This is a genomic window from Nitrospira sp. (assembly GCA_037045225.1).
Classification (GTDB): domain Bacteria; phylum Nitrospirota; class Nitrospiria; order Nitrospirales; family Nitrospiraceae; genus Nitrospira_A.
Window position 1 is genome coordinate 2,297,204 of the sequence record JBAOHZ010000009.1, and the last position, 22,226, is coordinate 2,319,429.

Sequence of the window (22,226 nt, forward strand, 5' to 3'; positions counted from 1 at the left end):
GTGAGCCAACCATTGAGTGTAATAACAGTAATCGTTGAGGTCCAACGATTACTAGAGATGGCTGCGTATGTGGTAGTACGTGATCCGTTGATCGCGGGCACAAATCAGGACAAGCTCGAGTTTGAACGTGAGCAACCTACGGAGGTGCTTTCTGGGCACTGGTTATTGGCAGAGGATGCTGTCTCTATAGTAGCAATAGTAGTATACGATCATTTAAGTGACTTGCTTGCTTCTTGGCACCTTGCTCAAGGTGCCGTCGTAGACCTAATTTCCAGAAAATTAAGCACATCAGATCCAAAGTTATGGGAGGGTTATTTAGTTCTTATCAACCCTGCGCTTCCAACCGTAGCCGATAAACGTGAGATCGAAAAGATTCGGCATGATGTTTCACGCGTTCGTAAGATTGTGGCCACAGGAGAAGAGCTTCTTACAGTCTCTGATGTCGAAAGGGTCTTGCTACCATTTCTACCTATAGATGTAGGGACATTTGATGTAGGGCCCGCCTCATTGCTTGAGATTCTCCCTGGTTTGCTAGCGACCCAAGGCGTGCCGCTTGATTCGGCTACAGTGATAGTAGATGCGTTTAAGAAGCAGGAACCTTTGCTTGAGCGTCTGTTCAGGAAGAAGGAGGGACAGTGAGACTCGAGTCCCTTGAAGTCGAGGGTTTTCGCTCCTTTTCAGAAAAGGTGTCTCTAGACTTTTCTGGAGACGTGATCTTGGTTAATGGGGCAAATGGAACAGGTAAAACGTCAATATTAGACGCTGTTTTGTGGGGGTTGTGTGGGACCTTGCCGCGCTTAAAGAAGGCTCAGGACAAGGTTCTCTCGCTCTATGCCAAGTTTGGTTATGCACAGGTAACGTTAACTCTGTCGAACGAGTCAACTGGGCTTATACGTGTTAGCAGACGATACGATGGCACACAGATGACTCTCACTCTTCAGGAAGGAAACGAACAGTTAGTTTCCCGAAAAGGCGAGAACCGTTTGCTAGAGCTACTGTGGCCTGTCGCTCTTTCGAGTGAGAAAAGTTTTGAAACATTAGCGAATGTGCTGACGCATTGCGTATATCTCCAGCAAGATCTAGTGCGAGGCTTCATAGAAAGTGAATCAGATATTGAGCGATTCCAGGCTCTAAGTGAGCTAGTGGGAGCAGGTCGTATTACGGAACTTCAGAAGCAGCTTGAAAGCGCACGGCTTGCCTGGAGCCGAGCAATCACCCAGCGTGAGGCCGATGTGGAGGTCACGCGACGACAGTTAGAACAAGTGCGGCAGCAAATCGATAGGCGAGGCGCAAGTGATAGTGAGCTGGTTTCCAGCCTGGCGGACTCGTGGCAGCTTTGGTGGGGAAGTGTTGGTGAAATAGGTTTAGCTTATGATGCTATTCCTCCTATCGAGTCTGCTGAAGCCTCAGTAAGTCTTGACGCGATTCTGCGAAGGATTCAAACGGAGACGGCTGCAAGTTCACGACGGATAGCTACTTTAGATGCTCTTGACCGGGATTTTGAGAGCCTCCAAACGGCTCCTCCTCGCGACGAGGAGATTAGTGATGCCGAGTTGCAGTTGACCGAGGTTAGAGAAAAATGGAAAGAAGTGAATTTTAAGCTCGCAGATGCTCAAACAAAGGCAGCTGAAGAGCGGCGTCGACTCATAGACCTGCGAGAATCCCAGGAAAGCCTTAAATCACTCGCATCTCTAGCCTTGCGCCATCTCGGTGAAAATTGTCCTGTGTGCAGTCAAGCTTATGACGAACTTACAACACGAGAGAGATTGGAGCGATTGGCTAGTGGGCAGGAAATGCCAGCGTCGGAAGCCATAGAGGCAGCTACTGTGAATGCTTTATCTAATGAATTATCGCAGACACAAGCGAAACTCTCGGTTGCGGAGGCGCATTATCGTCAGCTTGTCGAAAAGCGGAACGAGTATTTAGCGCTCCAGCAAAGTGCATTAAGGCAACTGGCGTCCTTCAATATTACACCTCCGGAGCATTCTCCCCTGTCTGCAACTCTTAGGAGCGCTCGAACAAGCCTCACCGAAAGAGACCGTCGTTATAGGGATTTATATTCTTCTGGAGAACAGCTGTCCCTAGCATTGAGCCGCCTGTCAGAGCAGTTGGAAAAAGGCAAGCTTCAGCAGGAGTTGACCACATTAGAAAGGGCATATCAGGAACAGAAGACAGTGTACGATTCTTATGCGGAGGTCAGGCAAACCGCGACTCAAATGATTGATGCGTTGCGAGAGGTTGGTGCGGTGGCGGTTGGATCGCAAATCAAGCAGATAGAGCCACTTTTAGATAGGATTTACGCCAGAATAGTTCCTCATCCCGCCTTCACTCGTACATCTCTGTTCAGCAAATACACTCAAGGTAAAGGCCGAATGGATGTTCTCATTGAGGATCCCGTTGGTAATGTTAAGAAACAAGATCCTCTCGGAGTCCTCAGCAGCTCTCAGTTAAATGCTTTAGCCTTCTCAGTGTTTTTGTCGTTCAATCTGGCCACCTCCTCGATTCCTTTAGAGATGGCCGTACTTGATGATCCGTTGCAAAGTTTAGACGATGTTAACCTTCTCGGTTTAGTGGATGTACTGCGAAGAGCTAGAGGTAAGCGTCAGCTTCTGATCTCCACGCATGATGAGCGTTTTAGCCAGCTGCTCATGCGGAAATTGAGACCTATTGAAAGCAATCAAAAAACAAAGGTTATTACACTTCAATCGTGGACGCGTAACGGCCCTGAACTGACTTCATCAGAAGTGCCATTTCAATCCCAACGCCACAGTATACTCACAGCCTAGTTTAATGCCGGAGAATACATTCCTCAAAAAATGCGTAATCGGCTGACTCTCTAGCCTGGCTAGGCATCGGTTATCAATAAGGGGGGGAGGTCTAATTCCCTCGAGGCTCGTTCAGGTCGCTTTCTAGTCCCTCGAACATGCTCTGAACGTCATCATCACTGGATTCGGACCCTCCCCAGTCTCTATCGTCATCATCGGGCTCTGAAACGTTGGCACGATCGTTTTCAATCTCCTCGGCACGCTCTAAGAGCTTTTGAGTGTACTCTTCTACGTCTATGCCGATTCTTTCGCCGACATATTCGATGTCTGTTACGGCACCTCGAATCCAATCCGGATCGTCATCACTATTTGCAGGATGATCTGATGCAAATGCTCTAAACAGCTTTCTCAAAGCGTCACATTTCTCATGCGAAACCGCTTTAGGGTAGTCATGATAAAAATCAGCTGCAGCCCGAAACTCTGCATCCGTCTCTGGGTCCGATAATAAACAGTGCTGCGCAGAGGTAAAAGCTGCTTCATGCTCTTTAAGTCCTCGTTTAGTTAGACTTTGCAAAAGACGGATCAAATCCTCCTTGTCACCCGACCCCTTTAGCCATAGCGCACTCATCTGAGCAAGCACCGATTCAACGATGGACGTAGCGCTTTTAAGTTTCAGTTCGTCTATGACATTTATCAAAAAATGGACCCGGCTTTCATTGGATGGTGGGTAAGAGGAGAGGCCCACTGTTTCACCCTGCCGGTTTACCCTATGGATTGTCCTCGCGCTCGGTCCCCATAGGTTGCTAGATAGCATTCGTACAAATTCGATTGCTGCACGATCAATTGCTGGATATCGTTTGCCCCGATGGCCTGTCCAGAGTGTTGTGTACTGCTCATAGAATGAGGCCCCACGCAGGAGGTCTGTAGTGTCAGAATCCGAGGTCTCCAGGAATTTCTCCATGAAGTCCCGAATTGATGGGTTGTGAAATGAGATAATAACGTCATCTCCAATTTTTCTACTCTTGATAAAATTGCCGTCAAGCCCCTTGAGCGAATCAACCCAATCTCCTGGTCCAGTCGAAAAGCCGAAACGTTTCTGCCGAAGCTGATAAAAAGACCAAAAGGCCTTTTCAAGGTTCTCTAAAGTTGTTTCATCAGAAAGTGTTGTTAGCACAAACAGTAAGCTTCTCGCGGCTTCTGATATCTGATAACGAAATGCGTGGTCCCATATTCTTGTCGGATTGTGCAGGCTATCGACAAACTCTTGAAGGTATAGAGTGGGAGTCACTCCGAGAGCATGTGTGCTCTGTGTCATGTAGTCGATTACTCTCGGATTGTAATTACGATGGAGAAGAATATTTTCGTAGGCGCAATTTTCCAGCAGAGCAAGTTTGTATTCTTTAGGCAAATCAGAATAATAAATGTGGTTGTATAGAATCTTTGCTCGCACCTTCCTTGTGTAATCGCCAAGGTTTATCACACACATCTTGAAGTTTACCGGAGGGTTCGCGAACGATTCGTACTGTAGTTTAGCGATGTTCAGAATGTATTCTCTCGTAGTTAGAATAAAGCGCCAGTTTGGATTCGCTGCTACCTCAGCCATCAGCTCTACAAGACGCTGATCCTCGTTCTTCTGAAGCTTATTCAACGATGTTTTCCCAAGGAAGTCGTCAAAGTAAAAAACCTGTTTTGACTTTGGATTCTTTATGGGACGTAACTCCGATAGGTCATGGGCGATGCGGAACGCCGCGAATCCCTGCCGCTCTACGAGATCTGCAAGTAGGACCTCGGCGAGAGTGGTTTTTCCTATGCCAGGGATTCCTGCTACGATACAAAAGTGAGATTCATGTAGTACTTCCTGCGCTCGGTCAAGGCTTGGATTTGGAACATAGCGAGAAAGTCTTAGACGAATGCGCTCGAGATGTGCATCGGAGTCGGAGAATATGCCAGCGTGAAGAATTCGCTCTAATACAATCGAACTGGTCAACCACAGCTTGAAATGTGCGCGCTCAATGTCAGTGTATTCGGTTAGTAAGTTGTTCAGGTCATCTTTCCCGAGAATATCGGAGGGTCCGACACAGTATGGTGTGAGAATGCCAAGTAAGTCAGCTTTGTTCCCGGGGGTTAACCCAACGGAGGTGGTTACAATATATCTTGACGGGTTAAGGACCTTAAGTTTGTCGCTTTCCCCAATTAGGGCCCGACGGAGAGCATTGAAACCGGATTCGGCGTAATGTTTAGACTGAACAATTAATTTATCGTTCCCCGAACTGTGTCGAAAATCTATGCCGGAATCGCGGCCAGTGGTAAAGCTTTCGAGTCGCACTCCGAGCCACTTTTGCAATAGGTCACGGCTCAGCAACTCGAAATCATGAGGTGAGAGAGATCGGAAGTCGTAGTCGGCCATCAGATCGCGGATCTGCGGATTAAGCTATTTAGAATCCTACCCATGCTCAGGCTATAAAATTCCTTATAGATTATCTAGAAGGAATGGATAAGGCTTGGCAAGCCATTTCATAATCCAAATCAGGAATCGCCTCGAAATTTTAACCAAATTTTGGTCCCGGTTTTGGTCCCGGTTCGGTCCCGGTTTTGGCCACGATTGCAGGTATGCCTCAATCACCAGTGATCCTCATGGACTGAGGCAAAAAGCATTGATCTATAAAGAGAACATGTCTATCTGTCCTCCCTGATCGTTGTCTGTCTCTAAGGTACTTCGTCGTCCTTCTGATCCGAGGGTTGGGGGTTCAAGTCCCTCCGGGCGCACCAAGAGTTTGTCTGCCGTAGTCTTCGACGTCGTGTATGGCGCTACGATCATCTCTCCTCTCTCCTGACTTCTCCAACTCCCTCACCAATACGCTCCTGACCCGTTGATTCCCGGAGGACCTGAGTGTGCTTCTGTCACTGCGGAGCACCCTCGGAATCCCTTGGAATTGAAGGGAATATGCCGCCAAGCCTAGGCACGCGCTGCCTGGGAAACCGCGTGCAATCACCTGGAATACAGGGTGTTTATGAAGGCTCGGCGGTGAATCCTGCGTAAAACGTGGCGAATGCTATATTTGTATTGTCTGGCAGCGGCTACACCCCAGCGTGAAGGAGTAAGGTTCATGAAGCACCGTGGCGCATCGCAACTGATGGTGGGCGGAATGGCAATGGTTCTGTTAGCGGCACCGGGCTGTAGCAATATGAAGTGGTTTCAGTCGGGCTCCGATGAGCAGTCCCAGTCGGCGTCGAGCCGTTCCGGCGATGGATCTGCGAACCAGAACGGTGTCGCGAGTGAGCAGGGTGACCAGTACCCTTCCCTTGGACGACAAGATAATTTGTCTGAGCCGGAGGGGGGGCGGTTGCGGGGGTTTTCGCCTCTGGTGAACGGGCAGATTTCCGGGGAGGAACGGCTGAGCCGGAGCCCTATCGGGAATATGCTGAGGCCGGTCGATGGTAGTGACAGCAGTGAGAAATGGTATACCGAAATTCGCCGCGAGGAAGCGGCGGCGATGGAAGCCGGACTGAAAGACGTCTTCTATGGTTATGACCGATACAGCGTGGCAGACAATGGCGGAGGCGAGGCACTGACCACCAATGCCGACTGGCTGAAGGAGAACCCCACGGCGCTCCTCAAGATCTCCGGGCATTGCGATGAGCGCGGCACCCATGATTACAATTTGGTACTGGGTGAAAAACGCGCCAAGGCGGCCAAGAGTTACCTGGTCGATCTGGGGGTCAATGCGACGCAAGTGGCGGTTGTGTCCTATGGCAAGGATCGCCCCTTCTGTGCCGAGCACGACGAGGCCTGCCATCAACAGAATCGGCGCGGCCACATGCTGCTCCGTAAATAGTCGAGCGGTCCCGGTGTCTTCCCGTGAGTGGGTGCCGGGACCAGGCTTTTTCTCGCTACGCGGACCTGTGTCTTCCCCTCCTGGTCCCGAGGCGCTCTCCTCCTCCATCGAATTCAACCCCGAATTCTGACTCCTGGCATCGAGTGGCCCCCGTCTCCGCGGGGAGAGTTCGGCCTCATTTCTGATGGGAGCTGAACCTGATCGGCCCTCCCCATTCCTTGCCCCATTCCTTTTCCGTGAGACAGAAGAGTGACAATACGCGGGAGCTTATGGTATTGAGCCACAGCAGGGGGCAGACTTTCTGCCCCTTCATTCGCCGAAGGAGTACGATTGTGAACCAGCGCTTTGGAATTACCGTGAAATTCTTGATTTCAGCCGATTCCCCCGAGGAGGCTGAAGAGATCATTGAGTCGGCGTGTGAAAAGATGGCGACTTCCATCCATGAAGGGGATGTCAGCTACGAAGGTATTGAGGATATTGAAGAGGAAGACGAGTAGTGACGGTGGCCGTCCGTGCCGCCGCGGCTGCATGGCTGCGGGGCCCCGTTCGTCCTGATTGAGGACGAGCTGGTGTGAATCCAGGACGAGCCTTCCTCTCGTTTCAGCCTGAGAGACGGGTGATATGACGGACCATGTGGAGCCTTCCGTGGCAGATTCCCGACCGTCGGGATTTCTGAACCGGATCCATCAATCCAATAAACAGTACCTTCCGCAATGGCTCGGTGTTCCGGCGCACATTCACCATGTGGCGTATCGGATGGCGAACCCGCCGGTGGAACGCCCCAATAGTCGTCGGGAGTTCCAGCATCTTCTGCAGGCCTTGGAGATTTCCGAGGGCGCCGTGGAAGAGCGCTTTGGCTACGGGTTTAAAGTTGCGGCCAATGGGGACCGTCTCGTCGTCGTGTGGGAAGCTCACACGGAGTATTATAGCTACCAGGTGTGGCATGTCGTTCGCGACCCCAGCGCCCCGCTTGATTTCGGGCCGATTACCTTTCCTGGCTACATGATGCCGCTGTCCCCCCTCGGCATCCGCGTGAATGCGCTCGATCTGCTGTTCCTGCCGCAAGAGCTTCCCCTTGAAGGAGAGCTTCCTGCGAGGCTTCCCGGTGCGATGGTGTACGGCAGCCGCATTTTGGGCGACGACATCGTGGCCGTCACGAGTTTTACCCCCGATGAATTCGACCGCGAACGGTATCTTATCTGTTCGACCTCCGAACAAGCGTTGCGACAACAAGTGGCGAAGATTGTGGATACGATCGTCGCCATTGAAAACTACTACCACCTGGTGATGTTGCCGATGAAGGCGTTTTCGCGCGCCGTCGATCAAATTCATGACTATGAGCAGCGCCACCTCTATCAACGGGCCGTCTTGATCGAGCAGCTCGGTGGGACGACCCCGCCGACCATGCAGAAATGGCTGACGGTCCTGACTCAGGACCTGTTGCAGGTGAGTCGCTTGGCGGAGTCGATGCGGTACCGGCTGTCCGCCTCGGTGCCCTATGACCGTATCGTGCAGAGCAACCTGGTGGCGTTGCAAGAGCGGCCCTACCCGCCGTTTCGCCAGATTTCAGAGTATGTGAGTTGGAAGATTACCGGGGTCACGGAAGGTTATCAGCAGCTGCTCCGGCGTATCGACGCGATGGAGAAGGATTTCGAGGCGACGGTGGCCGTGCTTCGAACGCACATCGAATTGCGATTGCAGGAGCAGAATATTCAATTGCAGGATCAGAACATGAAGTTGCTGATCAGTGTGGATTCCACCACGCGGGCTCAGGCGATCCTGCAGCGCACGGTCGAAAGTCTCTCCGTGATCGTGATCACCTACTACTTGACGGGATTGGGCAGTTACGTGTTAAAGGCCTGTTATGAGATGGGGTGGCTCAAGAATGCCAATGTCGCGACCGCGATCTTTGTCCCGATTGCGTTCGCCACGTCGTTCACGCTGATGACCGTGGGCCGGAAGATTATCGTCAAACGGATGGCGAATTCCGCGAAGGATTCGTCCGCGCACTGATCTCCACCTCCTGCGCTTCCCGTCCAGTCGCTATCGGCCCGATCAGTCGACACATCATCTGGTGATCTTCAAGCATCTGTTCGAGCAAGCGCTGCAGGCGGCTCTGGTGATCACACTGGATACGGATAAACTCAATTCCAGCTTGCTGCTCAGTGGCCCATCGCACCTTCGCCAGTCCCACGGTGAGCGGTCGTGCCTGGTCCGGCGCCATCACATGTAGTTCGAGGTAGTCGCCCGGTTGCATCGGCAGCGTGGTCTCAAGCGCGCACCCAGGTCCGGAGAGGTTGAGCAAGGTGCCTTGGCCGATCATCGAATCACCCAACAGGTGGACACGATAGGTGACGGGGATCCGGGCAGATGAACGCAGATTCGTGTTCATGAGAGGGACTCCTTGTCTTGGCCCTCGGTCCGGAGGGCATAGAGACGTTATCGGTCGGGAGGTTTCCGAACTTGAGCCGGGAGATGGGCCGCCATCGGTTCCAGCAGGGGATGGGAGTGGAAATACTTAGGGATCCATGCCGGGGATGGATGCCGGGATGTCAGGGGGTGTCGGTTTGATGACGATGGCCTGTCAGCCACACTGTCAGAGGAATGCTGACAGGAAATGGCAAGAGGGCCAGCACGACGATTGCCAGGGCTATTCCGATGGGTCTCCGGTTGGGCGAACGTGCGGTGGTGACATGCATGGAGTATGGCTCCGACCTCTGTGGTGATCCATGATCACTGAGGGCTGCGTTATCGGCTGTCCTGGCTTGCCAGGCGGCTTCTGCTCGACATGGTGAGCAGGTCCGTCACCCATTGTCCGATCAAGGCGACGAAGGCGATAACAGTGATGATAATTTCGGAGAGGTATTCCATGGAGCGTCTCCCTCTAAGGTGTGGACTCTGATTGAGTGACCGACCCTCACCCGCAATAATGAGCAACCCTCGTGCCAGCCGACGCATCAGCCGATTGCCAGGAGTGGAAGGTTTTCCTCGAGTCAGATTGCTCGTGGTTCGGAGTCGTGTGAGTATTTTTTCGCTGGAGTGGAATGACGTAGTTGTGTCAAAAAGACACGAGAGTGTATTTTTACAGATATGCGGATTGAATGAACGGAGTATCGACTGGGCAGGGACTGGCGGTTCGGTGTCTGTTTGGTAAACCGGTTGATTTCGGTTGCGGAAGAGCGTATCCCTCTCCGGACAATTCGTGGAGCGAATCTCGTCCACTCATCTGACGAAAGGCACATGTGGAGCGTCGCGATAGTCCCCGCTATGAAATCGAGGTACCGTTAATTTTTTCGGGTAAGGCGGTTGCCGGGGGTGGGTTGATCACCAGCCTGTCCCAAGAAGGGTGCCATGTCGTGAGTGAGGAATCGCTCGCCGCGCGCGCACGCTTGGCTCTCCAGATCGAGTTTCCGCCTCCGTATGAGCCGATGACCGTTGAGGTGGCCGAGGTACGCTGGACGGACGCCACGGGTTTTGGTCTCGAGTTTGTTCATGTGCATGACGAGGAGAAAACGAGGCTGCAGCGGTATATCGATTGGCTCAAGCGGACGCAGAACAATTGATACGTGTGTGGCCCCGTAGGCGTCGGTGTGTTGTCAGCGGGAGAGGGCAGGGATATCGACATGCACGTCAACCTGCGTGTCCTTGGTGCCGGGGGGAAACGGCGGAAATGGATGGGCATTCACGACGGCCAGCACCGCTGCCTGATCGAATGCCACATTTCCGGAGCTCCGTTCGACTTCGATCAGCTGGGCCTCGCCGTTGGCATAGAGGCGGAAGCCGATGCCTGACATGCGCGCGGCATCTTTGCTGACTCGAGCGGTTCCTCCCTCTGTCATGCATTTACGGATGAGCCGCTGCAGCATTTTCCAATACCCTTCCTGCCGCGGCAGTGCTCTGGTTCCGACTAACTCCTCTTCCTCTACAGCTCCGTCCAGCAGCGCCAGTTCCGTGGGCTGGTTTCGGGTCGGTCCTGAGCCCTGGGCGATGTGGTTGGCGAGATCAGCGTGACTGGAACGGTGGTCGGCATATCCCGGAGTCGCGAGGGTGACCACAACGGTACGATGTACGAGGGCTTCCACGTGTGACCCCTGCTGATGGCCGATGAGGACTTGAAGGGCCGTCGCCTTCAGGGGCGTTCCCATGGTGCCCGACAACCGGCCTAGGTTCACGGTGGCCGAATACCGGTGCCGGGCATGATCGATTTCCAAGGGAACGGTGTGCGGAGCCGAGGAGGGCATTTCAAAGACGGCCACCAGCGGGGTGTCTTGCAGAACCGGCGATGTCGAGATATGAACCGAGACGGTGAGGCCCCGATTGGCCGGCAGTGATCCGACGAGACTCTCTGCCGACATCTCAATCTGCAGATCCCGTGGCGTGAGTTGCGGGGTGGTGCCGCTGACGTGTCCGACATCGGTCACCAGGGCGAGCATTCCGCACAGAGCGGCCAGGGTGGGCCACCTTCGTGATGGCCAACGGATCGATGCTTGGGATAAAGACGAGGACGGAGTCGTTGGCCGCATCATATCAATCCCGCGTCGGTGGTTGCCTGGCGGATCGTTCCGTCCATCAGTAGCACGGGTTGGGCTGGGGGCCTACTCAAATGGCAGAATCGCCGGAGGTCCGGTGATGAGGTTGCGGTTGCGGCAGGGATTAGGCAGGATGCCGCCTGTGCGATGAAAGGTATCGAATATGAGCGCTGAGCCGATCATGGATCTTTCTCAGGTACGTACACCCTGTGTGATGGTGATTTTCGGCATTGACGGGGATCTGGCCAAGAGGAAGCTGCTCCCGGCTGTGTACAACCTCATGGCCGGCCAGTTCCTTCCGGAAAAGTTCGCCGTGGTGGGATTGGATCGTCCGGAAATGACGACGGCGGAGTTTCGAGAGAAGTTGGATCGGGTCATGGGCGACTACCTGCCGGCGACTGTCGATCGATCGGTCTGGCAGGCGTTGCTGCAGCGTGTGCATTACCTGGCGGGGGATTTTCAAGAAGGGGGTACCTATCGTCGCTTGAATGAGCTCCTGCAGCAGGTCGATGTCGATTCCGGCACGCAGGGGAATTATATTTTCTACATGGCCACCATTCCCGGCTTGTTCGGTCGAATCGTGACGCATCTGGGGGAATATGGCCTGACGGTCGAACGTGAGGGGGTCTGGCGCCGGGTCATCATCGAAAAACCGTTCGGCCAGGACCTGGATTCGGCGCGGGCGCTTAACCACGAGCTCCAACGGGTTCTGCAGGAACGGCAGATCTATCGGATCGATCATTATCTCGGAAAAGAGACGGTCCAGAACATTCTGGTCTTCCGGTTTGCCAACGGCATCTTCGAGCCGGTGTGGAATCGCCAGTACATCGACCATGTGCAAATCACCGTCGCGGAAAGTCTCGGGGTCGAGCATCGCGGCCGCTACTATGAACAGGCCGGCGCATTACGGGATATGGTGCCGAATCATTTGCTGCAGCTGCTCTGTTTCCTCGCGATGGAGCCGCCGAATTCGTTTGCCGCCGATGCCGTACGCGATGAAAAAGCGAAGGTGTTGCGCGGGGTGGTGCCGTTGAGTTCGCTGGACGTGTTGCGCTTTGTTGCGTTCGGGCAGTATGGCCCGGGCACAGCGGATGGGAAGGCGGTGGTGGGGTATCGCTCGGAGCCGCACGTGGGGCCTGAGTCGATGACCGAGACCTACGTGGCGATGAAACTGTTCGTCGATAACTGGCGTTGGGCGGGGGTGCCTTTTTATCTCCGGACCGGAAAGCGGATGGCGAGCCGGTTGACGGAGATCGTGGTGCAGTTTAAACGCGCGCCGTTTATGTTGTTTAGGAAAACGCGGGTCGATCGGTTGGCACCCAACGTGCTGGTGATCCGCATTCAGCCCGACGAGGGTATCTCGCTGCGGTTCGACGCGAAGGTGCCGGGACCGACGGTGCGGATCGGGACGGTGGACATGGACTTTCAGTATGCCGATTATTTCGGCAACGCTCCTCAGACCGGGTATGAGACTCTTTTGCACGATGCCATAGCCGGTGATGCGACGCTCTTTCAACGCGCGGACAATATTGAGCTGGGTTGGGCCGTGGTGCAAACGATTCTCGATGTGTGGAAGTCCCTCCCTGCGGCTGCTGCGTGCCCGAACTATCCGAGCGGCAGTTGGGGACCGCCCGAGGCCGAGGCCTTGTTGAGGCGGGAGGGGCGGGAGTGGTGGAACGGAGGGTGGGCCTAGTCTGCAGGGGTGAATAACCGACGAGGTGACAATGCGACAGGCAATGACGGAGATCGCCACCCTGGCGGGGGGCTGTTTCTGGTGTCTTGAGGCGGTCTACGACCAGGTGAAGGGTGTGCAGTCGGTTGAGTCCGGCTATATCGGCGGGCAGCTGGCGGCCCCGACCTATGCGCAAGTTTGTGGGGGAGGGACCGGGCATGCGGAAGCTGTGCGGATTACCTTCCATCCCGGGATGGTGACCTATCGCGATCTTTTGCAGGTGCTCTTTGCGATTCATGATCCCACGACCCTTAATCGACAGGGGAACGACGTCGGTACGCAGTACCGATCCGCCATCTTTTACCATTCCACGGGGCAGCAGCAGATTGCGCAAGATGTGATTGCGGCGATTGACCGGGAGCATCTGTACCCCAACCCCGTGGTGACGGAAGTGGCGTTGGCCACCCAATGGTTTGAAGCCGAGGCCTACCATCAGGAATACTTCGCGCGGAATCCCCTTGAAGGGTACTGTACCTATGTGGTCGGGCCGAAAGTGGCGAAGTTTCGCCAGCGATATGCCGCGCTGCTCAAGACGTAGCACCGGTCGAGAGACCGCGTTCGTTATGAAGGGGTGAACAGGCGCAGCAGTCCGTCGCGTATGTCTTGAAGGATGCTGGGTTGCTGAGTGATGTGATGTCGTTTGACGCGTAGTTCGGCTTGAGGCGGGCAAAACGGCCACTCGATCGTACGTTTCCCTTGGACCTGGGCAATGATGACCTCGCCCGACTCATCTTCCGAAGGAGGATGCGTGACTAGGAGCGGGTCTTTCGGGTCGAGCATGCAGGTCGCCTCATAGCCGACTTGTCGGTAACGGTCGGGCTCGAAGAGTACAACTTTGTGGGCTCCGTTGGAGAAGATGGTATCGCCTTCTCGAATCGGTCCTTCCGGCGCGATGGAGTAGAGCAGCATCGGGGTGAAGATAATCACGCCGGCTGCGGCCGCGATGGACCAGAGCGGAGGTTCGGCTCCGCGTCTGGGGGATGGCTCCGCGCGCGATGTCTCGCCGACGGGTTTCCTGGCCATGGGGCTTGCGTCCTCGCAAAAACTTCTGCACACTCACGACCTCGCACACCCCGGTGATTGTACCTGATGTGATGGAGAAAGGCGCGTCGCGACGGTTCCGATGGTCTATTGCCCGATGTGTTCAGGCGGTGCCAAGCGAGTGAGCCGCCATGGCTGGAAAGACTTTGTGATGCATTTGGTCGGGTTCTATCCGTTCCGGTGCACGATTTGTCTGTACCGGTTTCGTCTTCGCCGTCGTACCTGATGACAGGGCTCGCCTCGTCCCCCTCCTCAGCCGTCCCATCACGGCGCTGTGTCAATGTGAGTCATGGGCGATCCTTGATCGAGACCCGCCGTTGTGTCGAACAAACTAGACTTGCAGTGTCCAGGGGGTTTTCTGTAGGATTCTTTTCCTGGGCCCTAGGTGTTTTCCTAGGTGCCAATTGATTGAGGCCTGCGAGCGCGTCTTATGTCGTTTTGTGGAAAATGTTCAGGCTATACGAAGCGGTCTCGCCGTCAGGGCCTTCTTGATTTCTTCTTTTTCCTGATCGGCTACTATCCCCATCGTTGTTTGCGGTGTGGCCGTCGGACCCATCTCCGTCACCGGGTCTGACGACCCGCGTCGTCCAGCCGTCCCCGATCACCCTCACCGGGTTAGAGCAAGTCATCCTCGGAGTCGCTCGCGAGCGGCTCAGTCGGGTGCTGGTCCGCTGTGAGTGCGGCAAAGTCAAACAGGTGCCGATCCAACAGCAGGGATGGCGCGATATTGGACAGCGCTGCGAACATGCTGTCGTTCGAGCCGGGGAACCGCTCATTCCAGTCGCGCAGCAACACCTTGACCTGTTTTCGCTTCAGATCCTCCTGCGAGCCGCACAGGTCACAGGGGATAATCGGGAACTGGAGCAAGGCGGCGTAACGGGCCAGATCCGCTTCCTTCACATAGGCGAGCGGGCGGATCACCAGATGACGCCCGCTCTTGGAGCGGAGCTTTGGCGGCATCGCTTTCATCTTGCCGGTGAACAACAGATTCAAGAGCAGTGTTTCCAGGATGTCATCGCGATGATGACCCAGGGCAATCTTGGTCGCGCCCAGCTCCGTGGCCATTCGGTAGAGGTGGCCGCGCCGGAGTCGGGAACAGAGCGAACAGGTGGTCTGGCCTTCAGGGATTAGCCGCTTGACGACCGAGTAGGTGTCGCGCGTTTCGATGTGAAACGGCACGCCTCGCGTGGTGAGATAGTCCGGGAGTACATGCGCCGGAAAGCCTGGTTGCTTCTGATCCAGATTGACGGCAATGATGTCGAAATGGATCGGGGCGCGGGTGCGCAGGGAGAGCAGAATCTCCAGGAGCCCGTAGCTGTCTTTTCCGCCGGAGAGGCAGACCATGACCTTGTCGCCGTCTTCGATCATGCGGTAGTCGGCGATGGCTTGTCCTGTGAGGCGGCAGAGGCGCGTGTGGACGCGTTCGACCTCCTCTGAGCGTCTGGCCGGCTGCGCGGTGCTTGCGGAGGGTGGCGTGGTTGTGCGCTGCATGGCGCGGCATTGTAGCGCAACCGGGGCCATGATTGGGAGGGCCGTGAACGGAGGCGGGCCGACCAGTAGGGTGATCCGATGACGTCGATTTTGTTCGTGTGTTCAGGGAATATTTTCAGAAGTCTGGTAGCTGAATATGCGTTGAAGGCGCATCTCGGCTCGCAGGCCGGGTATCTGATCGGGTCTGCCGGCATCGAGGCGTCACCGCAGGAGATCCATCCCGTCGTGTTGGCTGCGCTCTTGGAAAAGGGTGTCGACCCGTCCGGCCACCGGCAACGAAAACTCACCCAGGCCTTGATCGACTCCGCTTCTGTCGCCGTTGCGATGGGGAAAAACCATCAGGCATGGATTCGCGGGGAATTCGGGCGAGAGGTCCCTCTCTTCAATCACCTCTGTTACGGCATCGATCAGCCGATTCTGGACGTGCATGAGATCCTGCCCGATTGGCGAGATCAGCCGGAGCAGGCGCGTGCGTATCTGCACGTCGTCATCGAGCACATCTGGAGCGGAGTGCCTCACCTGCTAGATCGTCTCCCGACCCTCTAATTACAACCGACCGAACCTGTAGTCCTAACGGAAGTGGCTGAGCAATATGGCTCACTGCCTATGGGTTTTCACTCAATGGTGCGTTGTGGGTGGCGGAGGAACCCCCTGCATAATTTCCATGAGCTGCTATAGTTGAAACAGGACAAAACGGCGCCGAACGGGGCTTTTTGGTGGTTGGACGATGGGGCGGACAAAGAATCAGCGAGGACCGGGGTGCGGCACGACCGATCCGGCTCCGGTGTGGGCCGAGTGGAGCGACGAACAGCTCCTCGATCTGCGTATGTGCGATCTGGACCTGCGCCTGGAAGGGACGTTCTATCAAGAGCCCATCGAACAACTCTCTCGTGAGTTGGAGGCGCGCCGTCTCACCTTCCGGCCACACGTCTGGATCTCCGACGAATGGTTCACGCCGGACGGTGTGCCCGGCATTGCCGTGCCGTTCTACCTTGCGCATCCCCGGCTGGCAAAACTGGAAGCGAGTCAAATGTTGGAAGTGGAGGGCGGCACCAGGGACTGGTGCATGCGGATTCTCCGGCACGAAGCCGGCCACGCCATTGAAAATGCCTATCTGCTTCGTCGCCGTCGTCGTCGCCAGAAACTCTTCGGCCGTTCGTCTCAGCCCTACCCCGAATATTACACGCCGCGCCCCTATAGCCGGAGTTTCGTGCGCCACCTGGATGTCTGGTATGCGCAGAGCCATCCGGATGAAGACTTTGCGGAAACCTTTGCCGTCTGGCTCGATCCGCACTCGCTCTGGAAGGAGCGGTATCGAGGCTGGCCGGTGATGAAGAAGCTGGATTTCATGGACCGACTCATGGGCGAATTGGCGGGAACGACACCGGTCGTCGCCGGCCGGCAACTGCTGGATCCGCTGCCTCGCATCTATAAGACGCTGCGCGATCATTACGAGGAGAAGCGGAAGCACTATGGGGTCGGGCGCGCGCCGTCATACGACACGGATCTGAAGAAACTGTTCTCCGACGGGCCGGCCTATGCAAAAAATCCCAGCGCCGCCGAGTTTCTTCGCCGTACGAGAAAGGAAATCCGTCGCCGGGTCGCTGAATGGACGGGCGAATATCAGTACACCATCGATCAGGTGTTGGAAGGCATGATCGAACGATGTCAGGCGTCGAAACTACATTTGACCCAGCAGAAAGAGCAGGCCAAGCTGGATTTTGCGATTCTCCTGACGGTGCAGACCATGAACTATCTGCACAGCGGCCGGCACAAGGTGGCTTTATGAGACGATTGCGCGTGCTTGTGTTGATGCACAAGGATCTTGTGCCTCCCGACCAACTGAACGGACAGGAGCTTGAAGGGGCGGCCTGGAAGACGGAGTACGATGTTGTCTCCACGCTTCGGAAACTCGGCCACGACGTGCAGCCGCTCGGAGTCAAAAGCGACCTGGAAGTGATTCGTTCGGCCGTCGAAGATTGGAAACCCCACATTGCGTTCAACTTGCTGGAGGAGTTCGATGGTCGGGCGGTCTACGATCAGAACGTGGTGTCGTATCTTGAATTGATGCGCATCCCCTACACCGGCTGTAATCCACGCGGTCTCATGCTGGCGCGCGACAAGGCGCTGGCGAAGCAGGTCATGTCGTACCATCGTATCCCGTACCCTGAATTCATGGTGGTGCCCCTGCATCGCATGGTGCGGCGACCCAAATACCTGCCGTTCCCGTTGATCGTGAAGTCGATCAGCGAAGAGGCCTCATTGGGCATTTCGCAGGCCTCGATCGTCGACGACGATGAAAAGCTGCGGGAACGGGTGGCGTTTATCCACGACAATGTCGGCACCGGAGCCCTGGTCGAGCGGTATATCGAAGGACGCGAGCTCTATGTCGGGGTGATGGGCAATGCGCACCTGCAGGTCTTCCCGGTCTGGGAACTCGTGATGGACAAAATGCCGGACGAGGCGCGCCGTATTGCCACCGAGCGAGTGAAGTGGAGTCGCAAGTATCAGGACAAGTATGGCATCTGTTCGTGCGAAGCCAGGAACCTGCCGGATGGCGTCGTTGGCCATATTCAGCACCTGGCCAAGCGCGTCTATCGCGCGCTAGGGCTGAGTGGTTATGCCCGCATCGATATGCGCATGGATAAGGACGGTAGCGTGTACGTCCTGGAAGCCAATCCCAATCCTCAGATCGCCAGCGGTGAAGACTTCGCCGATTCGGCAGAAAAGGCCGAGCTCGCCTACAAAGACCTGCTGCAGGAATTGTTGCATGTCGGCCTCCGGTGGCGCCCCGCCCAAGCCGCCTAGCGGATGTTGAAACGGGCTTGCGGCTGCGTTCTCGCTTCGCTCAGACCCTCAACGTACTGTGCTCAAGTACGCCTCGGGCCTTCACTTGCTGCGGCCTTGCCGCAAGACCCGTTTGAACATCCGCGGGAATGCTGAAACAGGTTGCCAGCTTCGTTCTCGCCTCTCTCCAGACTTCGACGTACTTCGAGCGTACGCCTCAGTTTTTCGTTCACTGCGGCCTTGCTGGAAGCCCGTTTGAGCGGCTGTGGAGTCTGGACTGAACTGCTTGATGTGCTTGCGGCTGGGTTCTCGCGGGGCTCAACCCCTCTTTAAAGATCCGCTGGAAGGCTAATCAGCGTTCCCGCGGATTTTTTGCTTTGAGCAACGTGTCGACTTCACTTGAACAATCAGTCTGCGTCTGTTGTGCACTGCGGCTGCGCTACGGCCCCCAGCGGATGCCGAAGAGCAGCGCCACGCTGGTGTTGTCGTTTGGGACAGGTGGTGAGAGGGTGATGTGGTGCAGGTTCACCATGAGGGTGGTTGAAAAGGCGATCTTCGGCCCCATCGGATACTCCAGCGACATACCGAGCGGAATGAAGTGGCTGGTGTCGTTGCGATCGATTTTCGTCGGTCCGCTGCCTCGATTGAGGTCTGCGTGGAGAAAGCCTAGCCCGGCAAACGGCACCAGGTTGAATCCGCTATTCACGCGAAGGTGATACTTGGCGACTCCTGCGATTCCGATCTGCGTCAGGTCCCCGACCGGCGTAAACAGTGCCATCCCGCCGAACGAAAAATTCTGGTCCATGTAGTAATCAAGCCCAAAGCCGAGCGCGAAGGTGGTGTTGTTGGTGGTGCCGGTCCAGAGTCCTAGATCGGTGGCGAAGCCCCAGCGTGCTTGCTGCACTTCTGCTGCGTTGGCCGGTGCAGCCTAGAGGAGACTGAATAAAGCCAGGCCGAGGAGCAGCGGTCGAACATGTTGCCTGTGCGCCATGACTCTCCGTCTCACGGTGATGACGTTGTATGTAGCATAGGCCTTTCCGGCGGACAAGCAATGGACGCTCAGTGCTCGTTTCCCGTCCGGGGTTGTCAACGCGCGCGGGCCTCCAGTATGCTTAGCTCCCTTTCGGGAGGATGTGTATGCCAAAAGGAGCCATGACGCCGGCCGAAGTCGCCGACGCGTTGTACCAGCTGATTCCGCGCCGGATCTCTGTTGCGCTGTTGAGTGACTATGGTATTGAGGGCCAGGAGGAGCATGAGGAGACGATGACGCGGGAGCTGCTCTCCTTCACGCTCTATTGGGTTCATGCGGCCATCAATGCCCACATTCCACGGAAGTACCGCGAAGTGTTGTTTCAGCGAGTGCTGGAGTTGATCCAGGCGGATTGGGCCACGACGTTCAAGCTGGCGTCGGTGAAGTGGGAGGCCTACCTGGTCGAAATGGAGGACCGTCGCGCGCTGTACGCGCCGGTGGGGGATTACGAGGGCGGAGCTATGGCGGCCTCCGAAGAAATTTCTGACCTGCTGGAAAACCAGGCTCTGATTCAGGCAGAGGACCGAGCCAAGCTGCTGGTGTTATTGCCCGATCTGGTGCCGCTGGACAAGTATCAGGAATTATTGAGTCAGTGTGTGTAGGCTGTCGGTCGCGCTCTCCTGTTAGAGATATCGGTGTGACAGCACCTTCCCGTTGCTGTCGAGCTCATAGAGCAGCGGGGCTCCCGTCGGAATATTGAGTTCCAGGACCTGCTCCCGCGTGAGTTGTTCGAGTTGCATCACCAGTGCGCGCAGACTGTTTCCGTGGGCGGCGATGAGGATCGTCTCCCCCTTCAGCACGTAGGGTTTGATCTGGCTGTCGTAATAGGGCAGCACCCGTTCGGCCGTGTCCTTCAGGCTTTCTCCGCCCGGCGGCCGCACATCGTAACTCCGCCGCCAGATTTTTACCTGTTCATCGCCGAACTTCTTGGCTGTCTCAGCCTTATTCAGCCCCTGTAACTCTCCGTACATGCGCTCGTTCAGCGCCTTGTCCTTCTCAATAGGAATGGCCGTCTGCCCGATCCCCTCAAGAATAAGGCGCATGGTTTCGTTCGCACGGGCTAACACGGATGAAAAGGCGCGGTCGAATGTAAAGCCTGCCAGTTTTTTTCCTGCCGCCTTCGCTTCTTCGATACCTTTCGGGGAGAGGGGGACATCCACCCAGCCGGTGAAGCGGTTTTCCAGATTCCACTGCGACTCGCCGTGACGAATGAGGACTAATTTGCTCATCGTGCCTCGTCTCCTTGTCCGAAAGGATAGAACCGTTTCATACCAGGTTATGCGATTTCCCCTTCGCTCTGTCAAGCGTGATGAGCGTGCAGATGTTCGTCGTGGCTCGTGAGGTCGAGTTGCAATCAGTGGAGGCAGCCAGTACCATGCCTGCGATTTATCCTCACGCTGGAGTGTATGGATGCCGGAACGTTCTCCCGCAGACTGGGCCCCGCTGCAGCAGTGGTGGCGCGCGATGGGATGTCGGCTGCACGTCGAAGATCGGGTCGAGGCGTTTTTTCGACGGGCGCTCGGGGTCAGTCAGGCGCTGACCGGTGTTGCGCAGGCCGGTGCTGAGGTTGAATACGTGCTCTTCGTGCTGGTGCGCTACTGGATCCCCGTCGTCTTACCACCCTCTGGTCGAGAACGGGCGTCCAAGAGCGATCCGGACTACTGGCTTGAATCTGAGCAGATCCTCAAAGCGGCCGCCGTACGGTTGCGCGAGCTCAAGCCGTTGATCGAATTGCTGACGGCGACGAATCCGTTGAGTGCCGGCAATCCTGACGACAGTCCGTCCCGAGCGCCGGTCGTCGAGGTCGAACTCGCCAACATGCTGCAAGGGATCGCTGAGTCGGCTGGGAGTTACGGCGGCCCGGATTACACCTCGGTCATCAAGACCTTCGACCCGGTTCCTCTCCGGCAAACGCAGCCCTTCAAACATAACAAAAAGAACAGCGCCGAACTCTGGGTGGTCTTCCTGCTCCGCGAACATTTCCGGAGTCTTGGTCTCGGCAAGGATCGCTATTGGCCCCTTGTTGCAGGGCTCTGTGCCGCCGCTGGCATCAGCAATCCCAACGGGCAGCCGTACGGTCCGGACGAATTGAAATCCTGGTGGCAAAAGAATTGGCCGCGCACCTATACGCAGCTGGAGCAGACTCAAGCCGCGCCGGATCTCAGCGGAGCCGCCTACCAGCAGGATTTTGAGTGGTTCGTGTCCTGGATCGAGTGGCAGCGGCAGCGGATCTCAGCCGGGTCAGGCGCGTCCGTGATGGATTGATCGTCGCGATTGAATCAGACGCGGGTGGCGCTGGTGGGATGTGTCTTGGCCGGGGGCCCTTTGGGCCCGTCCGGCGTTCCGTCCTTGAACATGGCCACGACCAGGCCGATTTTCAAGACGAGTAGGCCGACGCCGACCCACACCACATACGGCTGCACGCCGCCCAATTCTCCCAACATCTGTTGTCTGGCCTCTCCACCAGTGGCCCGTTCGCCCTTGATCTTGGCGAGCTGTTCCTTCGCATGCCAGTAGTAAATGTAGTTGGCGCTGGCAGCCGCAATGATGCGCCAGATGATGTCGGCGGAAAGGTCTTGGGTGATATAGAACGCCATGGCCGGACCGATGGCATAGATCAGCGCATACACATACATCTTCCGGTAGAGGAACCAGAGGAAGGGCTCAAAGACGAAGGCCGGCCAGTGCCAGGTCAGGGCGAATTTCGGCCCAGACGGCCCGGTGAATTTCTTGAAGGTTTCCAGATAGCGATCGGCATTGGGGCCGATGAAGGCTTTCCAGAGTTCCGCGTCTGTCTGCGGTGAGGGCGCCGCGTCCGACGCGACTGCCGCTTCCTGGCTTTCGACGGCGAAGGCCCCGCCGCATTGGTGACAAAAGCGGGCATCGTCTCGATTTTCTTGTCGGCATTGTGAACAGGATTTCATAGGGTCACCTTATCCCATCCGCCGTCTCTTCCCGTCAAGGGAGGCCCCTGCCATCCGCAGGCGTCAAACAGACCCCTGACCGCGCTGGGAG

Annotated in this window: 22 protein-coding genes; 13 read left to right on the forward strand and 9 right to left on the reverse strand. The window is 56.1% G+C overall.

Annotated elements, in window-relative coordinates; all coding sequences use genetic code 11:
• Positions 1-639 (forward strand): hypothetical protein, encoded by a 639-nt coding sequence (locus V9G17_11640; protein ID MEI2753242.1) that lies wholly within the window; start codon positions 1-3, stop codon positions 637-639.
• Positions 636-2,786 (forward strand): AAA family ATPase, encoded by a 2,151-nt coding sequence (locus tag V9G17_11645; GenBank protein MEI2753243.1) that lies wholly within the window; start codon positions 636-638, stop codon positions 2,784-2,786. The genes V9G17_11640 and V9G17_11645 overlap by 4 nt, the downstream gene beginning before the upstream one ends.
• Positions 2,787-2,877: 91 nt before the next feature.
• On the opposite strand, the gene V9G17_11650 is transcribed toward V9G17_11645, so the two are convergent.
• The gene (locus V9G17_11650) at positions 2,878-5,172 is read right to left on the reverse strand and encodes a restriction endonuclease (GenBank protein MEI2753244.1); all 2,295 of its coding nucleotides are present in this window, start codon (positions 5,170-5,172) and stop codon (positions 2,878-2,880) included.
• Positions 5,173-5,872: 700 nt separating this feature from the next.
• On the opposite strand from V9G17_11650, the gene V9G17_11655 reads away from it, so the two are divergent.
• From V9G17_11655 to V9G17_11665, 3 genes are all read left to right on the forward strand, one after another.
• Positions 5,873-6,601, forward strand: coding sequence for an OmpA family protein (locus V9G17_11655; GenBank protein MEI2753245.1), 729 nt, complete (start codon positions 5,873-5,875; stop codon positions 6,599-6,601).
• A gap of 332 nt (positions 6,602-6,933) precedes the next feature.
• Entirely contained in the window at positions 6,934-7,098 is a 165-nt protein-coding gene (locus V9G17_11660; GenBank protein MEI2753246.1) for a hypothetical protein, read from the forward strand.
• A gap of 148 nt (positions 7,099-7,246) precedes the next feature.
• On the forward strand, positions 7,247-8,614 hold the full coding sequence (locus tag V9G17_11665; protein ID MEI2753247.1) for a DUF3422 family protein: 1,368 nt from the start codon (positions 7,247-7,249) through the stop codon (positions 8,612-8,614).
• Here V9G17_11665 and V9G17_11670 read toward each other — a convergent pair.
• On the reverse strand, positions 8,571-8,993 hold the full coding sequence (locus V9G17_11670) for a PilZ domain-containing protein (GenBank protein ID MEI2753248.1): 423 nt from the start codon (positions 8,991-8,993) through the stop codon (positions 8,571-8,573). The two genes, V9G17_11665 and V9G17_11670, sit on opposite strands and share 44 nt — an antisense overlap.
• Positions 8,994-9,349: 356 nt before the next feature.
• Positions 9,350-9,472: a hypothetical protein gene (locus V9G17_11675; GenBank protein ID MEI2753249.1), complete on the reverse strand. Its 123-nt coding sequence runs from the start codon at positions 9,470-9,472 to the stop codon at positions 9,350-9,352.
• Positions 9,473-9,843: 371 nt separating this feature from the next.
• Here V9G17_11675 and V9G17_11680 point away from each other — a divergent pair, with 371 nt between their 5' ends.
• Positions 9,844-10,164 (forward strand): PilZ domain-containing protein, encoded by a 321-nt coding sequence (locus V9G17_11680; protein ID MEI2753250.1) that lies wholly within the window; start codon positions 9,844-9,846, stop codon positions 10,162-10,164.
• A gap of 33 nt (positions 10,165-10,197) precedes the next feature.
• On the opposite strand, the gene V9G17_11685 is transcribed toward V9G17_11680, so the two are convergent.
• A complete protein-coding gene (locus V9G17_11685; GenBank protein MEI2753251.1) occupies positions 10,198-11,034 on the reverse strand; it encodes an energy transducer TonB in 837 nt (278 codons plus the stop codon).
• Between the two features lie 259 nt (positions 11,035-11,293).
• Between V9G17_11685 and zwf the strand changes: the two genes are divergently transcribed.
• Complete coding sequence (gene zwf, locus V9G17_11690; protein MEI2753252.1) at positions 11,294-12,823, forward strand: glucose-6-phosphate dehydrogenase; 1,530 nt, start codon at positions 11,294-11,296, stop codon at positions 12,821-12,823.
• A gap of 31 nt (positions 12,824-12,854) precedes the next feature.
• Positions 12,855-13,400 (forward strand): peptide-methionine (S)-S-oxide reductase MsrA, encoded by a 546-nt coding sequence (gene msrA, locus V9G17_11695; protein ID MEI2753253.1) that lies wholly within the window; start codon positions 12,855-12,857, stop codon positions 13,398-13,400.
• A gap of 23 nt (positions 13,401-13,423) precedes the next feature.
• Here the strand turns inward: msrA and V9G17_11700 are convergent, their stop codons facing one another.
• Both V9G17_11700 and ttcA read right to left on the reverse strand, forming a co-directional pair.
• Complete coding sequence (locus V9G17_11700) at positions 13,424-13,885, reverse strand: hypothetical protein (protein MEI2753254.1); 462 nt, start codon at positions 13,883-13,885, stop codon at positions 13,424-13,426.
• 633 nt (positions 13,886-14,518) lie between these two features.
• On the reverse strand, positions 14,519-15,394 hold the full coding sequence (ttcA, locus tag V9G17_11705) for a tRNA 2-thiocytidine(32) synthetase TtcA (protein ID MEI2753255.1): 876 nt from the start codon (positions 15,392-15,394) through the stop codon (positions 14,519-14,521).
• A 78-nt stretch (positions 15,395-15,472) separates the two neighbouring features.
• On the opposite strand from ttcA, the gene V9G17_11710 reads away from it, so the two are divergent.
• The 3 genes from V9G17_11710 (at position 15,473) to V9G17_11720 (ending at position 18,202) form a co-directional block, all read left to right on the forward strand.
• Positions 15,473-15,940, forward strand: a complete 468-nt coding sequence (locus V9G17_11710; GenBank protein MEI2753256.1) for a low molecular weight phosphatase family protein — start codon at positions 15,473-15,475, stop codon at positions 15,938-15,940.
• 181 nt (positions 15,941-16,121) lie between these two features.
• A complete protein-coding gene (locus tag V9G17_11715) occupies positions 16,122-17,183 on the forward strand; it encodes a putative zinc-binding metallopeptidase (protein ID MEI2753257.1) in 1,062 nt (353 codons plus the stop codon).
• Positions 17,180-18,202: an ATP-grasp domain-containing protein gene (locus tag V9G17_11720; GenBank protein ID MEI2753258.1), complete on the forward strand. Its 1,023-nt coding sequence runs from the start codon at positions 17,180-17,182 to the stop codon at positions 18,200-18,202. The genes V9G17_11715 and V9G17_11720 overlap by 4 nt, the downstream gene beginning before the upstream one ends.
• 418 nt (positions 18,203-18,620) lie before the next feature.
• On the opposite strand, the gene V9G17_11725 is transcribed toward V9G17_11720, so the two are convergent.
• The gene (locus V9G17_11725) at positions 18,621-19,085 is read right to left on the reverse strand and encodes a hypothetical protein (protein MEI2753259.1); all 465 of its coding nucleotides are present in this window, start codon (positions 19,083-19,085) and stop codon (positions 18,621-18,623) included.
• Between the two features lie 233 nt (positions 19,086-19,318).
• On the opposite strand from V9G17_11725, the gene V9G17_11730 reads away from it, so the two are divergent.
• Positions 19,319-19,813: a hypothetical protein gene (locus V9G17_11730; protein MEI2753260.1), complete on the forward strand. Its 495-nt coding sequence runs from the start codon at positions 19,319-19,321 to the stop codon at positions 19,811-19,813.
• Positions 19,814-19,834: 21 nt separating this feature from the next.
• Here the strand turns inward: V9G17_11730 and V9G17_11735 are convergent, their stop codons facing one another.
• On the reverse strand, positions 19,835-20,440 hold the full coding sequence (locus tag V9G17_11735) for a 2,3-bisphosphoglycerate-dependent phosphoglycerate mutase (GenBank protein MEI2753261.1): 606 nt from the start codon (positions 20,438-20,440) through the stop codon (positions 19,835-19,837).
• Between the two features lie 181 nt (positions 20,441-20,621).
• Here V9G17_11735 and V9G17_11740 point away from each other — a divergent pair, with 181 nt between their 5' ends.
• On the forward strand, positions 20,622-21,476 hold the full coding sequence (locus V9G17_11740) for a hypothetical protein (protein ID MEI2753262.1): 855 nt from the start codon (positions 20,622-20,624) through the stop codon (positions 21,474-21,476).
• 14 nt (positions 21,477-21,490) lie between these two features.
• On the opposite strand, the gene V9G17_11745 is transcribed toward V9G17_11740, so the two are convergent.
• Positions 21,491-22,135: a zinc-ribbon domain-containing protein gene (locus V9G17_11745; GenBank protein MEI2753263.1), complete on the reverse strand. Its 645-nt coding sequence runs from the start codon at positions 22,133-22,135 to the stop codon at positions 21,491-21,493.
• Between the last annotated feature and the right edge of the window lie 91 nt (positions 22,136-22,226).

Excerpts from the sequence above, each read along its gene's own strand:
- V9G17_11650 (MEI2753244.1), bottom strand. The coding sequence starts at position 5,172 with ATGGCCGACTACGACTTCCGATCTCTCTCACCTCATGATTTCGAGTTG.
- V9G17_11655 (MEI2753245.1), top strand. The coding sequence starts at position 5,873 with ATGAAGCACCGTGGCGCATCGCAACTGATGGTGGGCGGAATGGCAATG.
- V9G17_11670 (MEI2753248.1), bottom strand. The coding sequence starts at position 8,993 with ATGAACACGAATCTGCGTTCATCTGCCCGGATCCCCGTCACCTATCGT.
- V9G17_11675 (MEI2753249.1), bottom strand. The coding sequence starts at position 9,472 with ATGGAATACCTCTCCGAAATTATCATCACTGTTATCGCCTTCGTCGCC.
- V9G17_11685 (MEI2753251.1), bottom strand. The coding sequence starts at position 11,034 with ATGCTCGCCCTGGTGACCGATGTCGGACACGTCAGCGGCACCACCCCG.
- zwf (MEI2753252.1), top strand. The coding sequence starts at position 11,294 with ATGAGCGCTGAGCCGATCATGGATCTTTCTCAGGTACGTACACCCTGT.
- msrA (MEI2753253.1), top strand. The coding sequence starts at position 12,855 with ATGCGACAGGCAATGACGGAGATCGCCACCCTGGCGGGGGGCTGTTTC.
- V9G17_11700 (MEI2753254.1), bottom strand. The coding sequence starts at position 13,885 with ATGGCCAGGAAACCCGTCGGCGAGACATCGCGCGCGGAGCCATCCCCC.
- ttcA (MEI2753255.1), bottom strand. The coding sequence starts at position 15,394 with ATGCAGCGCACAACCACGCCACCCTCCGCAAGCACCGCGCAGCCGGCC.
- V9G17_11710 (MEI2753256.1), top strand. The coding sequence starts at position 15,473 with ATGACGTCGATTTTGTTCGTGTGTTCAGGGAATATTTTCAGAAGTCTG.
- V9G17_11715 (MEI2753257.1), top strand. The coding sequence starts at position 16,122 with ATGGGGCGGACAAAGAATCAGCGAGGACCGGGGTGCGGCACGACCGAT.
- V9G17_11720 (MEI2753258.1), top strand. The coding sequence starts at position 17,180 with ATGAGACGATTGCGCGTGCTTGTGTTGATGCACAAGGATCTTGTGCCT.
- V9G17_11730 (MEI2753260.1), top strand. The coding sequence starts at position 19,319 with ATGCCAAAAGGAGCCATGACGCCGGCCGAAGTCGCCGACGCGTTGTAC.
- V9G17_11735 (MEI2753261.1), bottom strand. The coding sequence starts at position 20,440 with ATGAGCAAATTAGTCCTCATTCGTCACGGCGAGTCGCAGTGGAATCTG.
- V9G17_11740 (MEI2753262.1), top strand. The coding sequence starts at position 20,622 with ATGCCGGAACGTTCTCCCGCAGACTGGGCCCCGCTGCAGCAGTGGTGG.
- V9G17_11745 (MEI2753263.1), bottom strand. The coding sequence starts at position 22,135 with ATGAAATCCTGTTCACAATGCCGACAAGAAAATCGAGACGATGCCCGC.